We start from the raw sequence: 14,356 nt of genomic DNA, 5'->3' as shown, positions 1-14,356 counted from the left end.
CCTCGCTAGCTTTTGCGTCTTTTGCAATCACGGCTACTCGAACGCTCTTGCCAGTACCAGCAGGCAAAACGACCGAGCCGCGCACCATCTGATCGGCATGTCTTGGATCTACGTTTAGTTTAAGAGCGATCTCTACCGTCTCGTCAAATTTAGCAGAAGCTAGAGTTTTTACCGTACTTACCGCTTCATCTACGCTATAAATTTTATTTACGTCAACTTTTTTTAAAAGTTCGTTGAATCTTTTTGAATTTTTTGGCATATATTTCTCCGCAATTAAAGTGCTACCGCTTTTTTAAACCTTAGCGGTCAAAAGGTCTAGTCAGTGACCGTAATACCCATAGAACGAGCCGAACCCGCTATAATCCTAGCAGCCTGCTCTCTATCTTTGGTATTCAGATCGGCGATCTTTTTCTCGACGATCTCTAAAACTTGAGCCTTAGTTAGGGACGCTACCTTCTTTTTAAGAGGGTTGTCCGAACCTTTATCTATCTTCGCCGCTTTTTTGATCAAATCCGTCGCAGGCGGTTGCTTAGTGATGAAAGTAAAGCTTTTATCGGCGTAAACCGTAATAATAACAGGAATGTTGAAGCCTGCCATATCTTTGGTTCGCTCGTTAAACGCTTTGCAAAATTCCATAATATTAACGCCCTTTTGACCTAGCGCAGGACCTACCGGCGGGCTTGGATTTGCTTTTGCGGCCGCTATTTGCAGCTTGATTTCGCCAACAACTTTCTTAGCCATAAATTTACTCCTTATAAAATTTAAATAATCTTTTCAACTTGCGAGTATGAAATTTCAATCGGCGTGCTTCGTCCGAAGATCGAAACATTGAGGCGAAGCTTGCCGTGGATCATATCATACTCTTCTACGATGCCGTTGAAATTAGCAAAAGGCCCATCGACGATCCTAACCGTCTCGCCCTCATCAAAATTAATCTTGGGCTTAGGAGCCTCGCGATTATTGATCTTTTCTAGAATTATTTCGATATCCTTTTCCGGTAGCGGAGATGGCTTTTTCGCCTCGCCGATAAAGCGACTGACCTTAGGCAGCATCTGAATTCTATGCCATAAAGTGGTATCCAGATCTAAATTTGCAAAACAATACCCTGGATATAAGCTACGCTCTTTAATGGTTTGCTTTGTATTTTTGACCTCTATAACATCTTCGGTAGGCACTAGCACTTCGCCGATCTTAGCCTCAAGTGCTTCGTCCTCTTTTAGCGCCTCTATCGCGCGCTTTACCGCCATCTCGCTGCCGGCGTAAGTTTGTATCGCATACCATTTATTTGCCATATTGTATCCTTGCTTAAGCCGTTATCAAAGCGGACATAATCAGATCCACTAGCGCTAAAAACAGTGCGATAACTACGACTACGACGACCACAGAGATATATGCTGTTTTAGTCTGATCTTTAGTCGGGAAAATTACCTTATCTAACTCTACTTTTGCTTGTTTATAATACTCTTTTACTTTTTCCATACCCAATCCTCGTGGCAGGGCAAGAGGGATTCGAACCCCCAACCATCGGATTTGGAATCCGGCGCTCTACCGTTGGAGCTATTGCCCTATAACAATTAGCCTTTTAACTTTACTTCTTTATGAAGCGTGTGCTTTTTTAATCTAGGGCAATATTTTTTAAGTTCTAGTTTTTCGGTCGTAGTTTTGCTGTTTTTATAAGTAGTATAGTTAATATCGCCACTTTCGGAGCATTTTAATCCGACCTTTACTCTACTTGAATTCTTTGCCATTTGGTTTCCTTGAATAAAAAAGCAAGCGGAATTTTAAAATTCCGCTTGCAAAAAATTAAGCGATGATTTTCGAAACGACGCCTGAACCTACGGTATGACCGCCTTCGCGAATCGCGAAGCGAGTACCTTGCTCAAGAGCGATCGGAGCGATTAGCTCAACGGTAATTTTAACGTTGTCGCCAGGCATTACCATCTCGGTTCCCTCAGGAAGAGTAATCGAACCGGTAACATCTGTAGTACGAACGTAAAACTGCGGTCTATAATTATTAAAGAATGGAGTATGGCGTCCGCCCTCTTCTTTAGTTAGGATATAAACCTCGCCCTCAAATTTAGTATGAGGAGTGATCGATTTAGGTTTGCATAGAACCATACCGCGCTCTACTTCCTCTTTCTTAGTACCGCGCAATAAAACGCCTACGTTATCGCCGGCCTCACCCTGATCCATCTCTTTTCTAAACATCTCAACGCCGGTAACGGTAGTAGTTTGAGTAGGTTTAATACCTACGATCTCGATAGTATCGCCAACTTTAACAATACCTTTTTCGATTCTACCAGTTACAACGGTACCGCGACCGGAAATCGAGAAAATATCTTCGATCGGAAGAAGGAAATCTTTATCAGTATCGCGAACAGGAGTTGGAATATAGCTATCAACCGCATCCATAAGCTCCATAATCTTTGCAGACCATTCGCCGTCTTGCCCGGCTTTCGCTTCCTCAAGAGCTTTAAGAGCAGAGCCTTTAATGATTGGGGTCTCGTCGCCAGGGAATTTATACTCTTTTAAAAGATCTCTAACTTCCTCTTCAACTAGCTCTAAAAGATCCGGATCATCGACCATATCGGTTTTGTTTAGAAAAACTACGATATAAGGAACGCCTACTTGGCGAGAAAGCAAGATGTGCTCGCGAGTTTGAGGCATAGGACCATCTGCGGCGGAAACAACTAAAATAGCGCCGTCCATCTGAGCCGCACCGGTAATCATATTTTTTACGTAGTCGGCGTGGCCAGGGCAGTCAACGTGAGCATAGTGACGTTTCTCGGTCTCATATTCGATGTGAGACGTAGCGATAGTGATACCGCGCTCTTTTTCCTCTGGAGCGTTATCGATATTGTCGTAGTCCTTTAGCTCGGCTAGACCCTTCCTGGAAAGAACAGCAGAAATAGCAGCTGTCAAAGTAGTCTTACCATGGTCAACGTGACCGATGGTACCAATGTTTACGTGTGGCTTGTTACGATTAAATTTTTCTTTAGCCATCATATCCTCCGTTATTGATTTGTGGATTACACAACAAACTAAGCGACTCTATTTTATGGAGCTCATAGCGGGACTTGAACCCGCGACCTCTTCCTTACCAAGGAAGTGCTCTACCTCTGAGCCATATGAGCCTAAACTCAGGCAAAGAGAAATCGCTACCAATACCCAACAATGCGACCAAAATTTAGATTATGTAAGCATATAAAAGCAGTTAAGTTTTACAGCTCCCAGTAAACCTAAATGGTGGAGCGGGAAACGGGGCTCGAACCCGCGACCCTCAGCTTGGAAGGCTGATGCTCTAGCCAACTGAGCTAATCCCGCATCAAAAATTCATGGTGGTGAGACGTGGATTCGAACCACGGAAGGCAAAGCCAGCAGATTTACAGTCTGCCCTCGTTGGCCACTTGAGTATCTCACCCTTTGATGAAATCTGGTCAAACACTGTTACAAAAAATGGAGCTGGTGGACGGGATCGAACCGCCGACCCACTGCTTACAAGGCAGTAGCTCTACCAGCTGAGCTACACCAGCATTTTGAAATTGAAGTGGCAATTATAACCGAAAAATCCCCAATTGTCAAGGCTAAAACAGCCTATTTTAAAATTTCATAAAATTTCTGCTATAATGCGCGCAATTTTAAATTTTAAGGAATTTTATATGAAAATCGTACCTTGGATCATAATAGTTTTTATGATTTATTTGATTTATTATTTTATCTCCCGCTCCGAAAAGCGTCTAAATACCCTTGAAAAGCGCCTAAATAAGATAGAAGAAAACTTAAGCGAGATAAAAAAGGCTACCGAAGCCAACAGGCTCTTGATCGAAGAAGCAAAGCTGGACTCTGAAGATGACGCAAAAGAGCAAGAATAAAATTAAATTTAAATCCATGATCTCGCTAGCTTAGCCTTTTTGCCAAATATCTCGTGCTAAAAATTGTGAGTATATTTTATGCATACTTTGGCATTTTTGAAAGAAATTTTGCCGCAACGTCGAAACCGCGAAGTAGAAGAAGCTCATACGTAACTAATTCTTAAATTTTACGAAATTTAAAATTCGCGCTTTAAGCCTGCTCCGCCACGCAAATCCACGCAAATCAATAAATCAAAATTCTAGCTATTTGCTCACAGCACAAATTCCATAGAATTTCAAATAATGCCACATAAAATTAAAATTCTGCCAAAATCCATCCCTAATTCAACTACTTAAAATTTTGCGCAAATCCCTCAACAAAATTCTAAACCACAAAATTTTAGTATTTAAAATCATATTAATCAACCCCACCGCAGAGCAAAACCTGTGGGCTTGCCGCCCCGTGCACCACTTCAGGCTATTTTGTCAAAAGCCCAAAAGCGCAGACCACAACCTCTGCAAGCTAACGATAAAATTTAATCATAATTTTTAAAAACTAAATCCAGGAATTTCACAAATGTTAAATTTTATCCATTGGAATTTTCCTCGCCCATAAGCGCCTCAGCGATGAGCTCCAACGGATTTACGCACCTCGTCTGCGAGCCGCTTAAAGAAAGCGAATTATTTAGCTGCATCCTGCACGCGCTGCACTCGGCGGAAACTACGCGCACGGGTAGATCCGCCATTGCGCGCGCCTTAGCTAATCCCGCTGCGCGCGCGAGCTCGTAACGCTCGGTTTGCATCGTCACGCCGCCAAATCCGCAGCATTTATTAAGCTCATCCATCTCGGTTATTTCGTAGTTTTGAGCGAGCAAGCCGCGCGGTTCTTTCCAAATACCCTGCATTTTGCGGGCATGGCACGGATCGTGATAAGTAATCGCTAAAGCCCTTTTGCCGCGGCGCATCAAAAGATCACTTAAGTTTGTAAATTTATAAAAGTATTCGCTCGCCATAAAAATTTTACTCGCAAGCTTTTGCGCACGGGCTTTCCATTGCGGCTCGTTTTCAAAAAAATGCGCGTAATCCACCCGCAACATCGCAGAGCACGTAGCCTCGGGCACGATAATCGCATCAAGAGCAGGCAGAGCTTTTTCGAAATATGCTATATTAAATTTTGCCACGCGTTCAACCGCCGCAAAATCTCCCGTAAAATACGCAGGAGCACCGCAACAGGCTTGTTCCTTCATCAAATTTACGTTTAGCTTTAGCGCTCGCGCGATATGTAAAATCGCCTCGCCTACGCCCGTGTAAGCGTAGTTTGCCATGCAGCCTATAAAAATTCCGATAGTTTTTTCGCCGCCGTTGTCGATAAATTCTGCGTACGAGTTCATAAAGCTCTTTTTCGCAGGAGCAGGCAACAAGCGCTCTTTTTTAAGTAGTGGTAAGCCAAATCTAGGCGACATAGAGCTTTGCGTATCTTTTCGCATCTTAAAGCCACAGCTAAGAAACACGTATCCAAGCGCTGCTGCTAGATCCAGCGCTTTGCGGTGCCCGAGCAGCCAAAACGCAGCTTTTTTGTACCACGCGATGCCAAATTTCTCCGCAATGCGCGCGCGAATATTCTCAATCGCCGTATCTATGGGCAAAGACTCACCGCAAATATCTACGCAGTTGGTGCATAAAAAGCAGCTCTCAAAAATTTTCTTAGTGTTTTTATCAAGCTTTAGCTCATTTCTGCCGTAAGCACCCAAAAGATCCACAAATCCGCGTGGGCTCGTTACTTCATCGCCGTTAATGCCATGAATCGTGCAGACTTGGATGCATTTACCACATTTTACGCAACGCTCGCTAAGTGCCGCAAAATCGAACGCTCCAAGCTTTGCCCTACTCATAGCCGCGCCGCTTAAACGGTTTTAGAAAAGCGCTTTTCACCCAAATTTTTACCCATATACTCATCAAAGCACATCGCGATATTACGGATCAAAAGCGTGCCGGTAGGCGTTACCGAAATTCTATGCGGCGAGACTTGCACGAAATCCTTTAGCGCCTCAAGCTGCTTTAGGCTCGCGCCGAAATGCTCGAAAAATTTTATCTTAAATTTCTCCTCGATCGCCTCTATATCAACGCAAAAATTACTCATCAGCCCCATAATCACCTCTTTGCGCAGCAGATCCTCTTCATTTAGCAAAATGCCCTTGCAATACGGCAGCCTGCCCGCATCGATCGCAGCTTCATACGCGTCCATATCTTTAAAATTTTGCGCATAGTGGCGCGCGCCCTCGCCGATGCTGGTTAGCCCGATGCCGATCAGATCGGCGCCGCCCTTGGTCGTATAGCCTTGGAAATTACGGTGCAGCGAGCCGTTTTTAAGCGCGGTATGAAGCTCGTCCGCGGGCTTTGAGTAGTGATCCATACCGATCATCTCATATCCGTTCGCGCTCAAAAAATCGTGCGTAAATTTTAAAATTTCAAGCTTCACTTTAGGCTCCGGCAGGGTCGTTTCGTCAAATTTACGCATAGATTTTTTGATCCACGGCACGTGCGCGTAGTTAAAGATCGCAAAGCGGTCCGGATCAAGCGAAAGCGCAAGCTCCAGCGTGCGCTTAAAGCTAGCTAGGCTCTGATACGGAAGGCCGTAGATCAGATCCATATTTATCGATTTTATCCCCCTCTCGCGCGCCATGGCTATGACGTCCCTCGTAAGCTCGAAAGGCTGGATGCGATGGATCTCCTTTTGCACGCGCTCGTCGAAGTCCTGCACGCCATAGCTTATGCGGTTAAAGCCGTTTGAAACTAGCACGTCAAGCTGCTCGGCGTTTAAAAACCGCGGATCGATCTCGCAACTGATCTCGGCTTCGGAGCTGAAGTTTTTAAAATATTTTTTGATATTTTTTATGTGGCGCGCGAGCTGTTCGGCGCTAAAATATGTAGGCGTGCCGCCACCGAAGTGCATCTGCACAACCTGCCTGGAGCCGTCCACGATGCCGCTTAAAATTTGCATTTCGCGCTCGATATAGTCCAAATACCGATCCATCTTGTCGCGCTTACCGGTGTAGATTACGTTGCAGCCGCAAAAATAACAGGCGGAGCGGCAAAACGGCATGTGAAAGTAAAGCGACAGCGGCGTAGAGCTTTTCTGATTTTTCAGCTCGTTCAAATACCCGTCGTAGCTGAAATTTTCGCTAAATTCCAAAGCGGTCGGATAGCTCGTGTAGCGGGGCCCTGGGCGCGAAAATTTCGCGTAAGCGTCGAAGTCTATGCTATTCACGGCCGCCCGCCTTGGTTTTGATAAGCTCTTCGATGTCGATGAAAAGGTTCGGATGCAGGCTTTTTACGCGCGAGACGACGGCATCGACGTCTAAGCTTAATCTTTTTGCACTCGGATCTGCGCCCGTTAGCCTTCTGATCTCGTCCATGCACACGATCCACGCGTCACCGAAATCCACCGGCGTATGCTGCAAGATCGAGCGCTCAAGCTTGAGATTAAAATTTTCCTGCATCGCGTTTTTGGTCGCGGCAATGAGATTTGCAAGCGATTTTATCGAGATCATCGTGTGTACTTCGTTATTTTCGTCAATGCCGAACCACGGCTCCTCGTCGCTCCACGAGCCGCTTTTTAAAGTGAGTTTTTTCTCGTTGTCCTCGCCCTGCGAAATTTCAAAAACCGTCCTTTTCGAGCTATCCAGCCCGAAAAATTCGCTCGCTTTGTCGATCTTTTTTAGCGCTTTATCTTTTTCTTCCATGCGTTCTCCTAAAATTTACTTTTTTTGATCCAGCCAGACCATGACGCCTTTTTGCGCGTGCAGGCGATTTTCCGCCTCTGCAAAAATTTCATCCGCGTGCGCTTCAAACACGGCCTCGCTCACCTCATATCCGCGGTACGCCGGCAGGCAGTGCAAAAAGATCGCGTTTTTTTTAGCCAGAGCCGTTAAGCTTTCGTCCACGCAAAAGCCCGCAAAGTCGCGAATTCTTTGCTCCTTTTCGCCTTCTTGCCCCATCGAGACCCAAGTATCGGTCGTCACGACGTTTGCGCCCCTTGCGGCTTCCTTTATATCGTTCGTTATTAAAATTCTAGCGCCTGAAATTTTAGCATTTTCTTGCGCCTGCGCTAGTATCTGCGGATCAGCCTCATAGCCCACGGGCGTCGCTACTCGCAGCTCAAAGCCAAGCTTGCTGGCAAGCATGAGCCACGAATGCGTCATATTGTTGCCGTCACCCACGTACGCGGCTTTTATCTTTGCAATTGGGGTGCCGCACTCCACGATCGTCATCAGATCCGCCATTAGCTGCACGGGATGAAATTTATCGCTTAGCCCGTTTATCACCGGCACGCGGCTAAATTCCGCAAGCTCTATTAGCGTCTCGTGGCGATTTACGCGCGCCATAATCAGATCGCACATTCGCGAAATCACGCGCGCAGTGTCTTTGATCGGCTCGCCTCGCCCGAGCTGGATGTCGCGACTGCTCAAAAACAGCGCGTGCCCGCCAAGCTCGTTCATCCCCACGTCAAAGCTCACGCGCGTCCTGGTCGAGCTTTTTTCAAATATCATCGCTAATTTTTGATCTTTCAAATATGGCTTGAAATTTCGCGCTTTAGCCTCTTTTTTAATCTCAAAGGCTAAATTTAAAATTTCGATTATCTCGTCTTTGCTAAAATCGTTTAACGTAAGAAAGTGCCTCATTTATCCACCTTATCTTTTATAAATTTACTAAAAAATTCTTTTAAATCACCTTTCGTCATATCGCCCGCAGCCACCTTTACGACTACGTCTTCCATCGCTGCATAAAATTCCTCGTCGTCCAAAACTATAGAATTCGCCGATAAAAACTAGCGTCAAATATTTCATTTATCCTTTAATCGCTCAAAAACAGCCCTATTGCTCGGCTTATCTAATTTCGCAATAACGGCGCTCGAAAGCTCGTCGAAATTCTCTATGCACTCATCCCCGTTTACGGGTAAAATTTTAGCTTCAAATTTCATCTTTTTTGCCAGCTTCATCACGGCATCCAAGACGGCTTGCATTTCATTACTTTTAATTTCGAGTGCTATCTTATTCATCGCTAGCCCCTGTTTAAAATTTCCGCGATTTCTTTGGCGTGATAGGTGATGATCATATCCGCGCCGGCGCGCCTTATGCCTATCATCGTCTCCATCATCACGCGCTCATAGTCGATCACGCCCGCTTTTTTACCCGCCTGCAAAAGCGAGTATTCGCCGCTTACGTTATACGCACAGATCGGCAGCAGCGTGCGCTCTCTAAGGTCTCTGATTAGATCCAGATACGCAAGCGCGGGCTTTATCATCAAGATGTCCGCTCCCTGCGCCTCGTCCTGCAGGCTTTCGTTGATCGCCTCAAATCTATTTGCGGGATCCATCTGGTAGCTGCTGCGATCGCCGAAACTCGGTGCGCTCTCCGCCACGTCGCGAAACGGCCCGTAATAGCCGCTGGCAAACTTGCTCGAATACGCCATAATCGGTAAATTTTCAAATCCGCCGCGATCGAGCGTCTCTCGCAGAGTTGCGATAATACCGTCCATCATGCCGCTTGGAGCAATCATATCCGCGCCCGCTTTGGCGTGGATGAGCGCCTGCTGCGCCGAAATTTCAAGCGTCGCGTCGTTATCCACCGTCTGATGCACATGATCGATGATGCCGCAGTGCCCGTGGTCGGTGTATTCGCAAAAGCACAGATCGGTGATGACGAGTAAATTTGGAAATTTAGCCTTTATAGCGCGTAGCGAAGTCGCGATGATGCCGTCCTCGCTTAGCGCATCCGAGCCGATGCTGTCCTTTAGCGAAGGAATTCCAAAAAGTAAAATTTTATCCAAACCGAGCGACAAAAGAGTCTCGCACTCTTTTAAAATTTCATCGACGCTCATCTGAAATACGCCGGGCATCGAGGCGATCTCCTTTTTGATACCGCTTCCTTCCATGACAAAAAGCGGATAGATCAGCGAGCGGGTTTGCAGATCGGTTTGTCGCACCAGATCCCTAAGCGCGGGGTTTATTCGTAGCCGTCTAAATCGTTTAAACATTATTTTTCCTTTTTTAGCTAGAATTGTGAGATTTATAATATCACAATCGGAGTAAATTTAAGCATGGATATAAAAATTTCAGAGGTCGCAAATCTCCCCTCCCGCTTCGGAAGCTTCCGCGTTCAGTCGTTCAAGCAAGGGAATAAGGAGCATTTGGCGATATTTAAGCAGCCTTTCGCAGGCGTCGTAAATGTGCGGATCCACTCGGAGTGCCTTACCGGCGACGCGATCGGAAGCCTAAAGTGCGACTGCCGCGACCAACTCGAAGCGAGCCTAAAATATATCGAAGAGCACGGCGGCATGGTGATCTATCTGCGTCAAGAGGGGCGCAATATCGGGCTTTTTAATAAAATCAACGCCTATGCCCTGCAAGATCAGGGCCTCGATACGATCGAAGCAAACCATCAATTGGGCTTCAAAGCGGACGAGCGAACCTACGAGATCGTGGATTTCATACTCGCTCATTTTGGAATTTCGCGCATAAATCTGCTTACGAACAACCCGCAAAAGCTGCACGATCTAAAGGTAGAAGTGGTCGCGCGCGTGCCGATAATCATCACGCCTAATAAATTTAACGAAAACTATCTGCGCGTCAAAAAAGAGCAGATGGGGCATCTGCTGTGAAGCTTGCGCCGGGCGAGAGCTTTGGCGAGCAGGTCGCTAAATTTAAATCCTGTCTGCAGAAATTTAACCGCGTGCATAGCCTCACGAATTACGATGATTTGGATACGGTGGTGCGCGACAGCCTAAGCGGAGCGAATTTCATACCGCGCTATCCGCGTATCGCATGCGACATCGGCTCGGGAGCGGGCTTTCCCGGGCTATTTTTGGCGCTCGCGCTACCGCTGTGCGAGTGGCATCTGTTTGAACCTAACCGGAAAAAAGCGGCGTTTCTAACCTACGCGAAGGTTAGCCTTGCTCTAGCTAACGTAAAAATCCACGCCGAGCGCGTGCAAGACGGCGCAAAGCTGCGCGCCGATCTGATAAGCTCGCGAGCTTTGATGAGCGCGCGAAGCTTGGTTGAAATTTGCCGCGGCTTTTACGACGAAAACACTACGTTTTTGCTCTACAAAGGCTCGGGCGCAGAAGCGGAAGCGGAGGAATTCCGCAAGGAATTTGCAAGCGCGCGCTGCGAAATTTTTAGCGGCGAAAACGCTTTGAAAAATAGAAAATTTTTAGTGATCAAAGGGGTGAAATAATGGGAAAAATTCTAGCCGTCGCCGTTATCGCGGCGCTCATATATTTTTTGATAGTGCCTAGATTTCGCATAAAGAAAAAGGACGATGCGACCGAGCTTTTGGCGTGCGACGAGTGCGGGACGTACTTTAGCAGCGACGAGCTTGCTCTGCGCGACAAAAAGCGCCTTTGCAAATCCTGCGAAGCCAAACTAAGGGGTGGCAAATGATCATCCTAGGCCACGCGCTCGTGCCCTACGAGCCGCTGTATCTCATCAAAAACGGCGACGAAGTTTTCAAATACGACAATCTGCTCTTTAAATTTAACGACAGGCTCATCGCCGCCGCGCAAAAGGCGCAGAAAAAATTTAGCGTTATTACGAATGATGTAAATGAAATTTTACTCGCAAACGGCGCAGGCGCGCGCTTCATCATCGTGGATAAAAAATCCGCCGCGCACGCGCAAAAGCTGGCAAACGATTATCTTTTTGACGCCAAGATCGCGATGTTTATCGGCTCTGCGCGGGCGCTAAAAAACTTAGCCGAGCTCGGAATCGATGCGGCGATCTTTAAAGACGCGATCGCAAACGCGCCCAAATCGCTACTTGCAAGCATTGGAGACAGCGTAGGTTCGAAATTTCACTTCGGACTTCCGAAAAAAGATGAAATTTTCGGCGGCGCGCAAAAGCTCGCGGATAAAATTTCGGCTCTGGATAAAAAGCTAAGCGCGCCCGCAGCCGGCGAAAAGGACAATATATGGAAAAGCTAAAAACGGCGCTTTTGATGAGCGCGCTGGTAATGATTTTTATGTTTGTAGGTAACGCCGTAGGCGGACGCAGCGGCATGATGATAGCCTTCTGCGCGGCGTGCGCGATGAATTTTTTCAGCTACTTTTTCAGCGACAAGCTGGTGCTAAAGCACTACCGCGCGATACCGGTGAGCGAGGATAGTGAGCCGATGCTTTACGACATCGTAGACCGCCTCTGCGCGAGGGCAAATCTGCCTATGCCGCAAATTTACATCATCGATGAGGAGGTACCGAACGCCTTTGCTACGGGGCGCAATCCAAATCACGCCGCCGTTGCGGTAACGCGCGGGCTGCTAAATTTAATGAATCCGCAAGAGATCGAAGGAGTACTAGCGCACGAGCTAAGCCACGTAAATCACTACGATATCCTCATCGGCTCGGTCGCGGCGATGTTTGCGGGAGCCATCGCGCTGCTAGCGAATTTCGCGCAGTTTGGCGCGATGGTAGGCGGCGGCAACTCCAATAATCGCTCAAACGGGATCTTTATGCTAATAGCCGCCATCGTAATGCCGCTAGCTGCGAGCATCATACAGATGAGCATCTCGCGGACGAGAGAATATAAGGCTGATGCGGGCGCCGCGGCGCTTACGTCGCATCCGCAGTGGCTGATCTCGGCGCTTAAAAAGCTTGACGCCTACTCCCAAAACTACCGCATGCGCTCCGCGGATGCCGCAAGCGCGCATATGTTTATCGTAAATCCCTTCAGCGGCGCGGCGAGCAGCCTTTCTAGGCTTTTCCGCACCCACCCAAGCACCGCCGATCGCATCGCCAGGCTAGAGCAGATCGACAGAGATATGCGCCTAAGCTGATCGTTGGTAAATTTAAGATAAAATTTCCCCACTTTAACCAAAGGAGAAAACATGGGTTTACTTTCATTCGTAGCCGAAGCAGGCAAGAAACTACTAGGTCTAGGCGATGACGCCAAATCCGTAAAAGACGAGATCGCCACCAATCTCAGCTCTACGCCGGTAGAGGGGCTAGAGGTCGAGGTGCAGGGCGACACCGTCAAAATCAGCGGCAACGCCGATAAGGAAACTCTCGAAAAAGCAGCCCTCATCGCGGGCAATACCGCAGGCATCAAAAACGTCGAAATTGAGGGCATTCGAGAGGATAGCGCCGAAAACTACTACACCATCGTAAAGGGCGATAACCTATCTAAAATCGCGAAGAAATTCTACGGCGACGCGAATAAATACAAGATTATTTTCGACGCCAACCGCGAGGTTATCAAGGACGCGAACCTCATCTATCCGGGACAGAAGATCAGAATTCCAAAAGCTTAAGCTCGCTTTTGAATGCTGCGGCTTGATTTTGCAAGCCGCGAATTTTACTTTTACCAGCATTGCGCTACGTTTGCGAGAGCAGTGATTTTATCAGCCCGCGGCGCAGCGCGATTTTGGCGAGCTACGTATTTTGCTAGCCGTGGATTTGCAGATTGCAAATTTTGCGAGCTGCAACTTTAAGGCTATGGTCTGCTTTTGCGAGACGGGTTTTGATTTTAAGCCGTGACGCGGTTTTGCGAGACGCGCTGCAGCGGATAGTGGATTATTTGCCGCATCGCCTGTGTGCCGATATGCCTGCATACCGCTCTAACGGATTTACGATAGATTCCATCGCGCCAGCCAAACATATCGCGCTTTGATTGAGATATAAAGATGCCTGAAAATTTTAAAATTTCACCTAGAGATTACGACAAAGAGCCGTTGATTTTACGTGATTATAGTAGAGAAATGTTGCTTCACGGTGTTTTGAATTTAATATTTTTCTTGATTTCTTCGCTTTTTGTTTTTGCGATACAAAGTCATATCGAATTTGGAGAATTCGACGAATTAGTGAAAAAAGTTTTTATTTTATTGTTGATATTTGTAGGATTTTTAACTATTTCTTATAAAATAACCATATTTTCAAAGGAACGCTTTGTTTCACTCTCGTCTAATATGAGAGCAGTATATTACGATAGCAATTTGCAAATACGAAAAATTCAGAGCTTATTGGGGAATAAAGAATTTTCATCGTTTTTATATTTCATACTTAGTAGCAAATTTATAACATTATATCCTATTTTAATTGTATCAATAGGTGGATTTATATTTACTTTTGATAGCGAATTTATAATAAGTTTGCTTCTTTACGCTTTTGCTTTGTTTTTAGCGATTATATATGATATTTTATTTCGTATGTTGCTTTATAAAAAATCAAATAAAAATTTGACAAATTTTTGGAAATACTCGCAAAAATTTGTTATTGATATAGGTTGGATCAGGGGTGTTCGTATGGTCATACAACAAGGAGCAACAATATCATTTTTTAATCAAAAAGATCACGATTTATTAAAAGAATATTTTTATACATTTTTTCACATAAATTTTGATACAGATATATAAAAACATTAAGAGTTAAAAATTTTTAGCAGAAGTACCACTTAAATTTTATTAAATCCAAATCCTCACGTTCAGTTTTAAAATTTTAACGATACTCAAAAAGTT

At 45.9% G+C, this 14,356-nt stretch carries 21 protein-coding genes, 5 tRNA genes and 1 pseudogene; 8 read left to right on the top strand and 19 right to left on the bottom strand.

The window, feature by feature from the left end; all coding sequences use genetic code 11:
• From Q0236_RS00665 to Q0236_RS00615, 11 genes and pseudogenes are all read right to left on the bottom strand, one after another.
• Window positions 1-259: pseudogene (locus Q0236_RS00665) on the bottom strand (50S ribosomal protein L1); the annotation flags it as partial.
• Window positions 260-315: 56 nt separating this feature from the next.
• Entirely contained in the window at window positions 316-741 is a 426-nt protein-coding gene (gene rplK, locus Q0236_RS00660; RefSeq protein WP_005872629.1) for a 50S ribosomal protein L11, read from the bottom strand.
• A gap of 20 nt (window positions 742-761) precedes the next feature.
• Entirely contained in the window at window positions 762-1,292 is a 531-nt protein-coding gene (gene nusG / locus Q0236_RS00655; RefSeq protein ID WP_297913794.1) for a transcription termination/antitermination protein NusG, read from the bottom strand.
• 13 nt (window positions 1,293-1,305) lie between these two features.
• Window positions 1,306-1,479 (bottom strand): preprotein translocase subunit SecE, encoded by a 174-nt coding sequence (secE, locus tag Q0236_RS00650; protein WP_005872632.1) that lies wholly within the window; start codon window positions 1,477-1,479, stop codon window positions 1,306-1,308.
• 12 nt (window positions 1,480-1,491) lie between these two features.
• Window positions 1,492-1,567 (bottom strand) — tRNA-Trp (locus Q0236_RS00645).
• A gap of 7 nt (window positions 1,568-1,574) precedes the next feature.
• The gene (gene rpmG, locus Q0236_RS00640) at window positions 1,575-1,748 is read right to left on the bottom strand and encodes a 50S ribosomal protein L33 (RefSeq protein WP_005872634.1); all 174 of its coding nucleotides are present in this window, start codon (window positions 1,746-1,748) and stop codon (window positions 1,575-1,577) included.
• Between the two features lie 55 nt (window positions 1,749-1,803).
• A complete protein-coding gene (gene tuf / locus Q0236_RS00635) occupies window positions 1,804-3,003 on the bottom strand; it encodes an elongation factor Tu (protein ID WP_040304280.1) in 1,200 nt (399 codons plus the stop codon).
• A gap of 56 nt (window positions 3,004-3,059) precedes the next feature.
• Window positions 3,060-3,134: transfer RNA gene (locus Q0236_RS00630), tRNA-Thr, on the bottom strand.
• A 113-nt stretch (window positions 3,135-3,247) separates the two neighbouring features.
• A tRNA-Gly gene (locus Q0236_RS00625) sits at window positions 3,248-3,324 on the bottom strand.
• A gap of 12 nt (window positions 3,325-3,336) precedes the next feature.
• Window positions 3,337-3,421 (bottom strand) — tRNA-Tyr (locus Q0236_RS00620).
• 36 nt (window positions 3,422-3,457) lie between these two features.
• Window positions 3,458-3,533: transfer RNA gene (locus Q0236_RS00615), tRNA-Thr, on the bottom strand.
• A 126-nt stretch (window positions 3,534-3,659) separates the two neighbouring features.
• Here Q0236_RS00615 and Q0236_RS00610 point away from each other — a divergent pair.
• Window positions 3,660-3,872 carry a hypothetical protein gene (locus Q0236_RS00610; RefSeq protein ID WP_297882846.1) on the top strand — a complete coding sequence of 71 codons (213 nt, stop codon included), beginning with the start codon at window positions 3,660-3,662 and terminating at the stop codon, window positions 3,870-3,872.
• A gap of 566 nt (window positions 3,873-4,438) precedes the next feature.
• Here Q0236_RS00610 and Q0236_RS00605 read toward each other — a convergent pair.
• The 7 genes from Q0236_RS00605 to hemB are packed head-to-tail and all read right to left on the bottom strand — an operon-like array spanning window position 4,439 to window position 9,887.
• Window positions 4,439-5,743 carry a (Fe-S)-binding protein gene (locus tag Q0236_RS00605; RefSeq protein WP_297913790.1) on the bottom strand — a complete coding sequence of 435 codons (1,305 nt, stop codon included), beginning with the start codon at window positions 5,741-5,743 and terminating at the stop codon, window positions 4,439-4,441.
• A gap of 11 nt (window positions 5,744-5,754) precedes the next feature.
• On the bottom strand, window positions 5,755-7,119 hold the full coding sequence (gene hemN / locus Q0236_RS00600; RefSeq protein ID WP_297913787.1) for an oxygen-independent coproporphyrinogen III oxidase: 1,365 nt from the start codon (window positions 7,117-7,119) through the stop codon (window positions 5,755-5,757).
• Entirely contained in the window at window positions 7,112-7,594 is a 483-nt protein-coding gene (locus Q0236_RS00595) for a DUF2603 domain-containing protein (RefSeq protein WP_297895436.1), read from the bottom strand. Before Q0236_RS00595 ends, hemN begins: the two co-directional genes overlap by 8 nt.
• A gap of 15 nt (window positions 7,595-7,609) precedes the next feature.
• Window positions 7,610-8,533, bottom strand: coding sequence for an ornithine carbamoyltransferase (argF, locus tag Q0236_RS00590; RefSeq protein WP_297913784.1), 924 nt, complete (start codon window positions 8,531-8,533; stop codon window positions 7,610-7,612).
• The gene (locus Q0236_RS00585) at window positions 8,530-8,655 is read right to left on the bottom strand and encodes a hypothetical protein (protein ID WP_297913781.1); all 126 of its coding nucleotides are present in this window, start codon (window positions 8,653-8,655) and stop codon (window positions 8,530-8,532) included. The genes argF and Q0236_RS00585 overlap by 4 nt, the downstream gene beginning before the upstream one ends.
• Before the next feature lie 39 nt (window positions 8,656-8,694).
• On the bottom strand, window positions 8,695-8,910 hold the full coding sequence (locus Q0236_RS00580; protein ID WP_297913778.1) for a hypothetical protein: 216 nt from the start codon (window positions 8,908-8,910) through the stop codon (window positions 8,695-8,697).
• Between the two features lie 2 nt (window positions 8,911-8,912).
• Window positions 8,913-9,887, bottom strand: a complete 975-nt coding sequence (gene hemB / locus Q0236_RS00575) for a porphobilinogen synthase (RefSeq protein ID WP_297913775.1) — start codon at window positions 9,885-9,887, stop codon at window positions 8,913-8,915.
• 63 nt (window positions 9,888-9,950) lie between these two features.
• Between hemB and ribA the strand changes: the two genes are divergently transcribed.
• Genes ribA through lysM form a run of 6 tightly spaced genes read left to right on the top strand, consistent with a single transcriptional unit; the run spans window position 9,951 to window position 13,153 of the window.
• On the top strand, window positions 9,951-10,511 hold the full coding sequence (gene ribA / locus Q0236_RS00570; RefSeq protein ID WP_297913772.1) for a GTP cyclohydrolase II: 561 nt from the start codon (window positions 9,951-9,953) through the stop codon (window positions 10,509-10,511).
• Window positions 10,508-11,086 (top strand): 16S rRNA (guanine(527)-N(7))-methyltransferase RsmG, encoded by a 579-nt coding sequence (gene rsmG, locus Q0236_RS00565; RefSeq protein ID WP_297913769.1) that lies wholly within the window; start codon window positions 10,508-10,510, stop codon window positions 11,084-11,086. The genes ribA and rsmG overlap by 4 nt, the downstream gene beginning before the upstream one ends.
• The gene (locus Q0236_RS00560; protein WP_005872661.1) at window positions 11,086-11,292 is read left to right on the top strand and encodes a hypothetical protein; all 207 of its coding nucleotides are present in this window, start codon (window positions 11,086-11,088) and stop codon (window positions 11,290-11,292) included. Before rsmG ends, Q0236_RS00560 begins: the two co-directional genes overlap by 1 nt.
• Complete coding sequence (locus tag Q0236_RS00555) at window positions 11,289-11,831, top strand: hypothetical protein (RefSeq protein ID WP_297913764.1); 543 nt, start codon at window positions 11,289-11,291, stop codon at window positions 11,829-11,831. The genes Q0236_RS00560 and Q0236_RS00555 overlap by 4 nt, the downstream gene beginning before the upstream one ends.
• Window positions 11,819-12,679 carry a zinc metalloprotease HtpX gene (gene htpX / locus Q0236_RS00550; protein ID WP_297913762.1) on the top strand — a complete coding sequence of 287 codons (861 nt, stop codon included), beginning with the start codon at window positions 11,819-11,821 and terminating at the stop codon, window positions 12,677-12,679. The genes Q0236_RS00555 and htpX overlap by 13 nt, the downstream gene beginning before the upstream one ends.
• 51 nt (window positions 12,680-12,730) lie before the next feature.
• Window positions 12,731-13,153, top strand: a complete 423-nt coding sequence (gene lysM / locus Q0236_RS00545; protein WP_297913759.1) for a peptidoglycan-binding protein LysM — start codon at window positions 12,731-12,733, stop codon at window positions 13,151-13,153.
• Window positions 13,154-13,368: 215 nt separating this feature from the next.
• Here the strand turns inward: lysM and Q0236_RS00540 are convergent, their stop codons facing one another.
• Window positions 13,369-13,500, bottom strand: coding sequence for a hypothetical protein (locus tag Q0236_RS00540; RefSeq protein ID WP_297913756.1), 132 nt, complete (start codon window positions 13,498-13,500; stop codon window positions 13,369-13,371).
• Window positions 13,501-13,525: 25 nt separating this feature from the next.
• On the opposite strand from Q0236_RS00540, the gene Q0236_RS00535 reads away from it, so the two are divergent.
• Window positions 13,526-14,254, top strand: a complete 729-nt coding sequence (locus tag Q0236_RS00535) for a hypothetical protein (RefSeq protein ID WP_297913753.1) — start codon at window positions 13,526-13,528, stop codon at window positions 14,252-14,254.
• Window positions 14,255-14,356 lie beyond the last annotated feature (102 nt).

This window comes from uncultured Campylobacter sp. (assembly GCF_938031315.1).
Lineage (GTDB): Bacteria > Campylobacterota > Campylobacteria > Campylobacterales > Campylobacteraceae > Campylobacter_B.
The sequence above is the reverse complement of the archived record's forward strand: the minus strand, read 5'-3'. Positions and strand labels throughout refer to the sequence as shown.

Excerpts from the sequence above, each read along its gene's own strand:
- rplK (WP_005872629.1), bottom strand. The coding sequence starts at position 741 with ATGGCTAAGAAAGTTGTTGGCGAAATCAAGCTGCAAATAGCGGCCGCA.
- nusG (WP_297913794.1), bottom strand. The coding sequence starts at position 1,292 with ATGGCAAATAAATGGTATGCGATACAAACTTACGCCGGCAGCGAGATG.
- secE (WP_005872632.1), bottom strand. The coding sequence starts at position 1,479 with ATGGAAAAAGTAAAAGAGTATTATAAACAAGCAAAAGTAGAGTTAGAT.
- rpmG (WP_005872634.1), bottom strand. The coding sequence starts at position 1,748 with ATGGCAAAGAATTCAAGTAGAGTAAAGGTCGGATTAAAATGCTCCGAA.
- tuf (WP_040304280.1), bottom strand. The coding sequence starts at position 3,003 with ATGGCTAAAGAAAAATTTAATCGTAACAAGCCACACGTAAACATTGGT.
- Q0236_RS00610 (WP_297882846.1), top strand. The coding sequence starts at position 3,660 with ATGAAAATCGTACCTTGGATCATAATAGTTTTTATGATTTATTTGATT.
- Q0236_RS00605 (WP_297913790.1), bottom strand. The coding sequence starts at position 5,743 with ATGAGTAGGGCAAAGCTTGGAGCGTTCGATTTTGCGGCACTTAGCGAG.
- Q0236_RS00595 (WP_297895436.1), bottom strand. The coding sequence starts at position 7,594 with ATGGAAGAAAAAGATAAAGCGCTAAAAAAGATCGACAAAGCGAGCGAA.
- argF (WP_297913784.1), bottom strand. The coding sequence starts at position 8,533 with ATGAGGCACTTTCTTACGTTAAACGATTTTAGCAAAGACGAGATAATC.
- Q0236_RS00580 (WP_297913778.1), bottom strand. The coding sequence starts at position 8,910 with ATGAATAAGATAGCACTCGAAATTAAAAGTAATGAAATGCAAGCCGTC.
- hemB (WP_297913775.1), bottom strand. The coding sequence starts at position 9,887 with ATGTTTAAACGATTTAGACGGCTACGAATAAACCCCGCGCTTAGGGAT.
- ribA (WP_297913772.1), top strand. The coding sequence starts at position 9,951 with ATGGATATAAAAATTTCAGAGGTCGCAAATCTCCCCTCCCGCTTCGGA.
- Q0236_RS00560 (WP_005872661.1), top strand. The coding sequence starts at position 11,086 with ATGGGAAAAATTCTAGCCGTCGCCGTTATCGCGGCGCTCATATATTTT.
- Q0236_RS00555 (WP_297913764.1), top strand. The coding sequence starts at position 11,289 with ATGATCATCCTAGGCCACGCGCTCGTGCCCTACGAGCCGCTGTATCTC.
- htpX (WP_297913762.1), top strand. The coding sequence starts at position 11,819 with ATGGAAAAGCTAAAAACGGCGCTTTTGATGAGCGCGCTGGTAATGATT.
- lysM (WP_297913759.1), top strand. The coding sequence starts at position 12,731 with ATGGGTTTACTTTCATTCGTAGCCGAAGCAGGCAAGAAACTACTAGGT.
- Q0236_RS00540 (WP_297913756.1), bottom strand. The coding sequence starts at position 13,500 with ATGTTTGGCTGGCGCGATGGAATCTATCGTAAATCCGTTAGAGCGGTA.
- Q0236_RS00535 (WP_297913753.1), top strand. The coding sequence starts at position 13,526 with ATGCCTGAAAATTTTAAAATTTCACCTAGAGATTACGACAAAGAGCCG.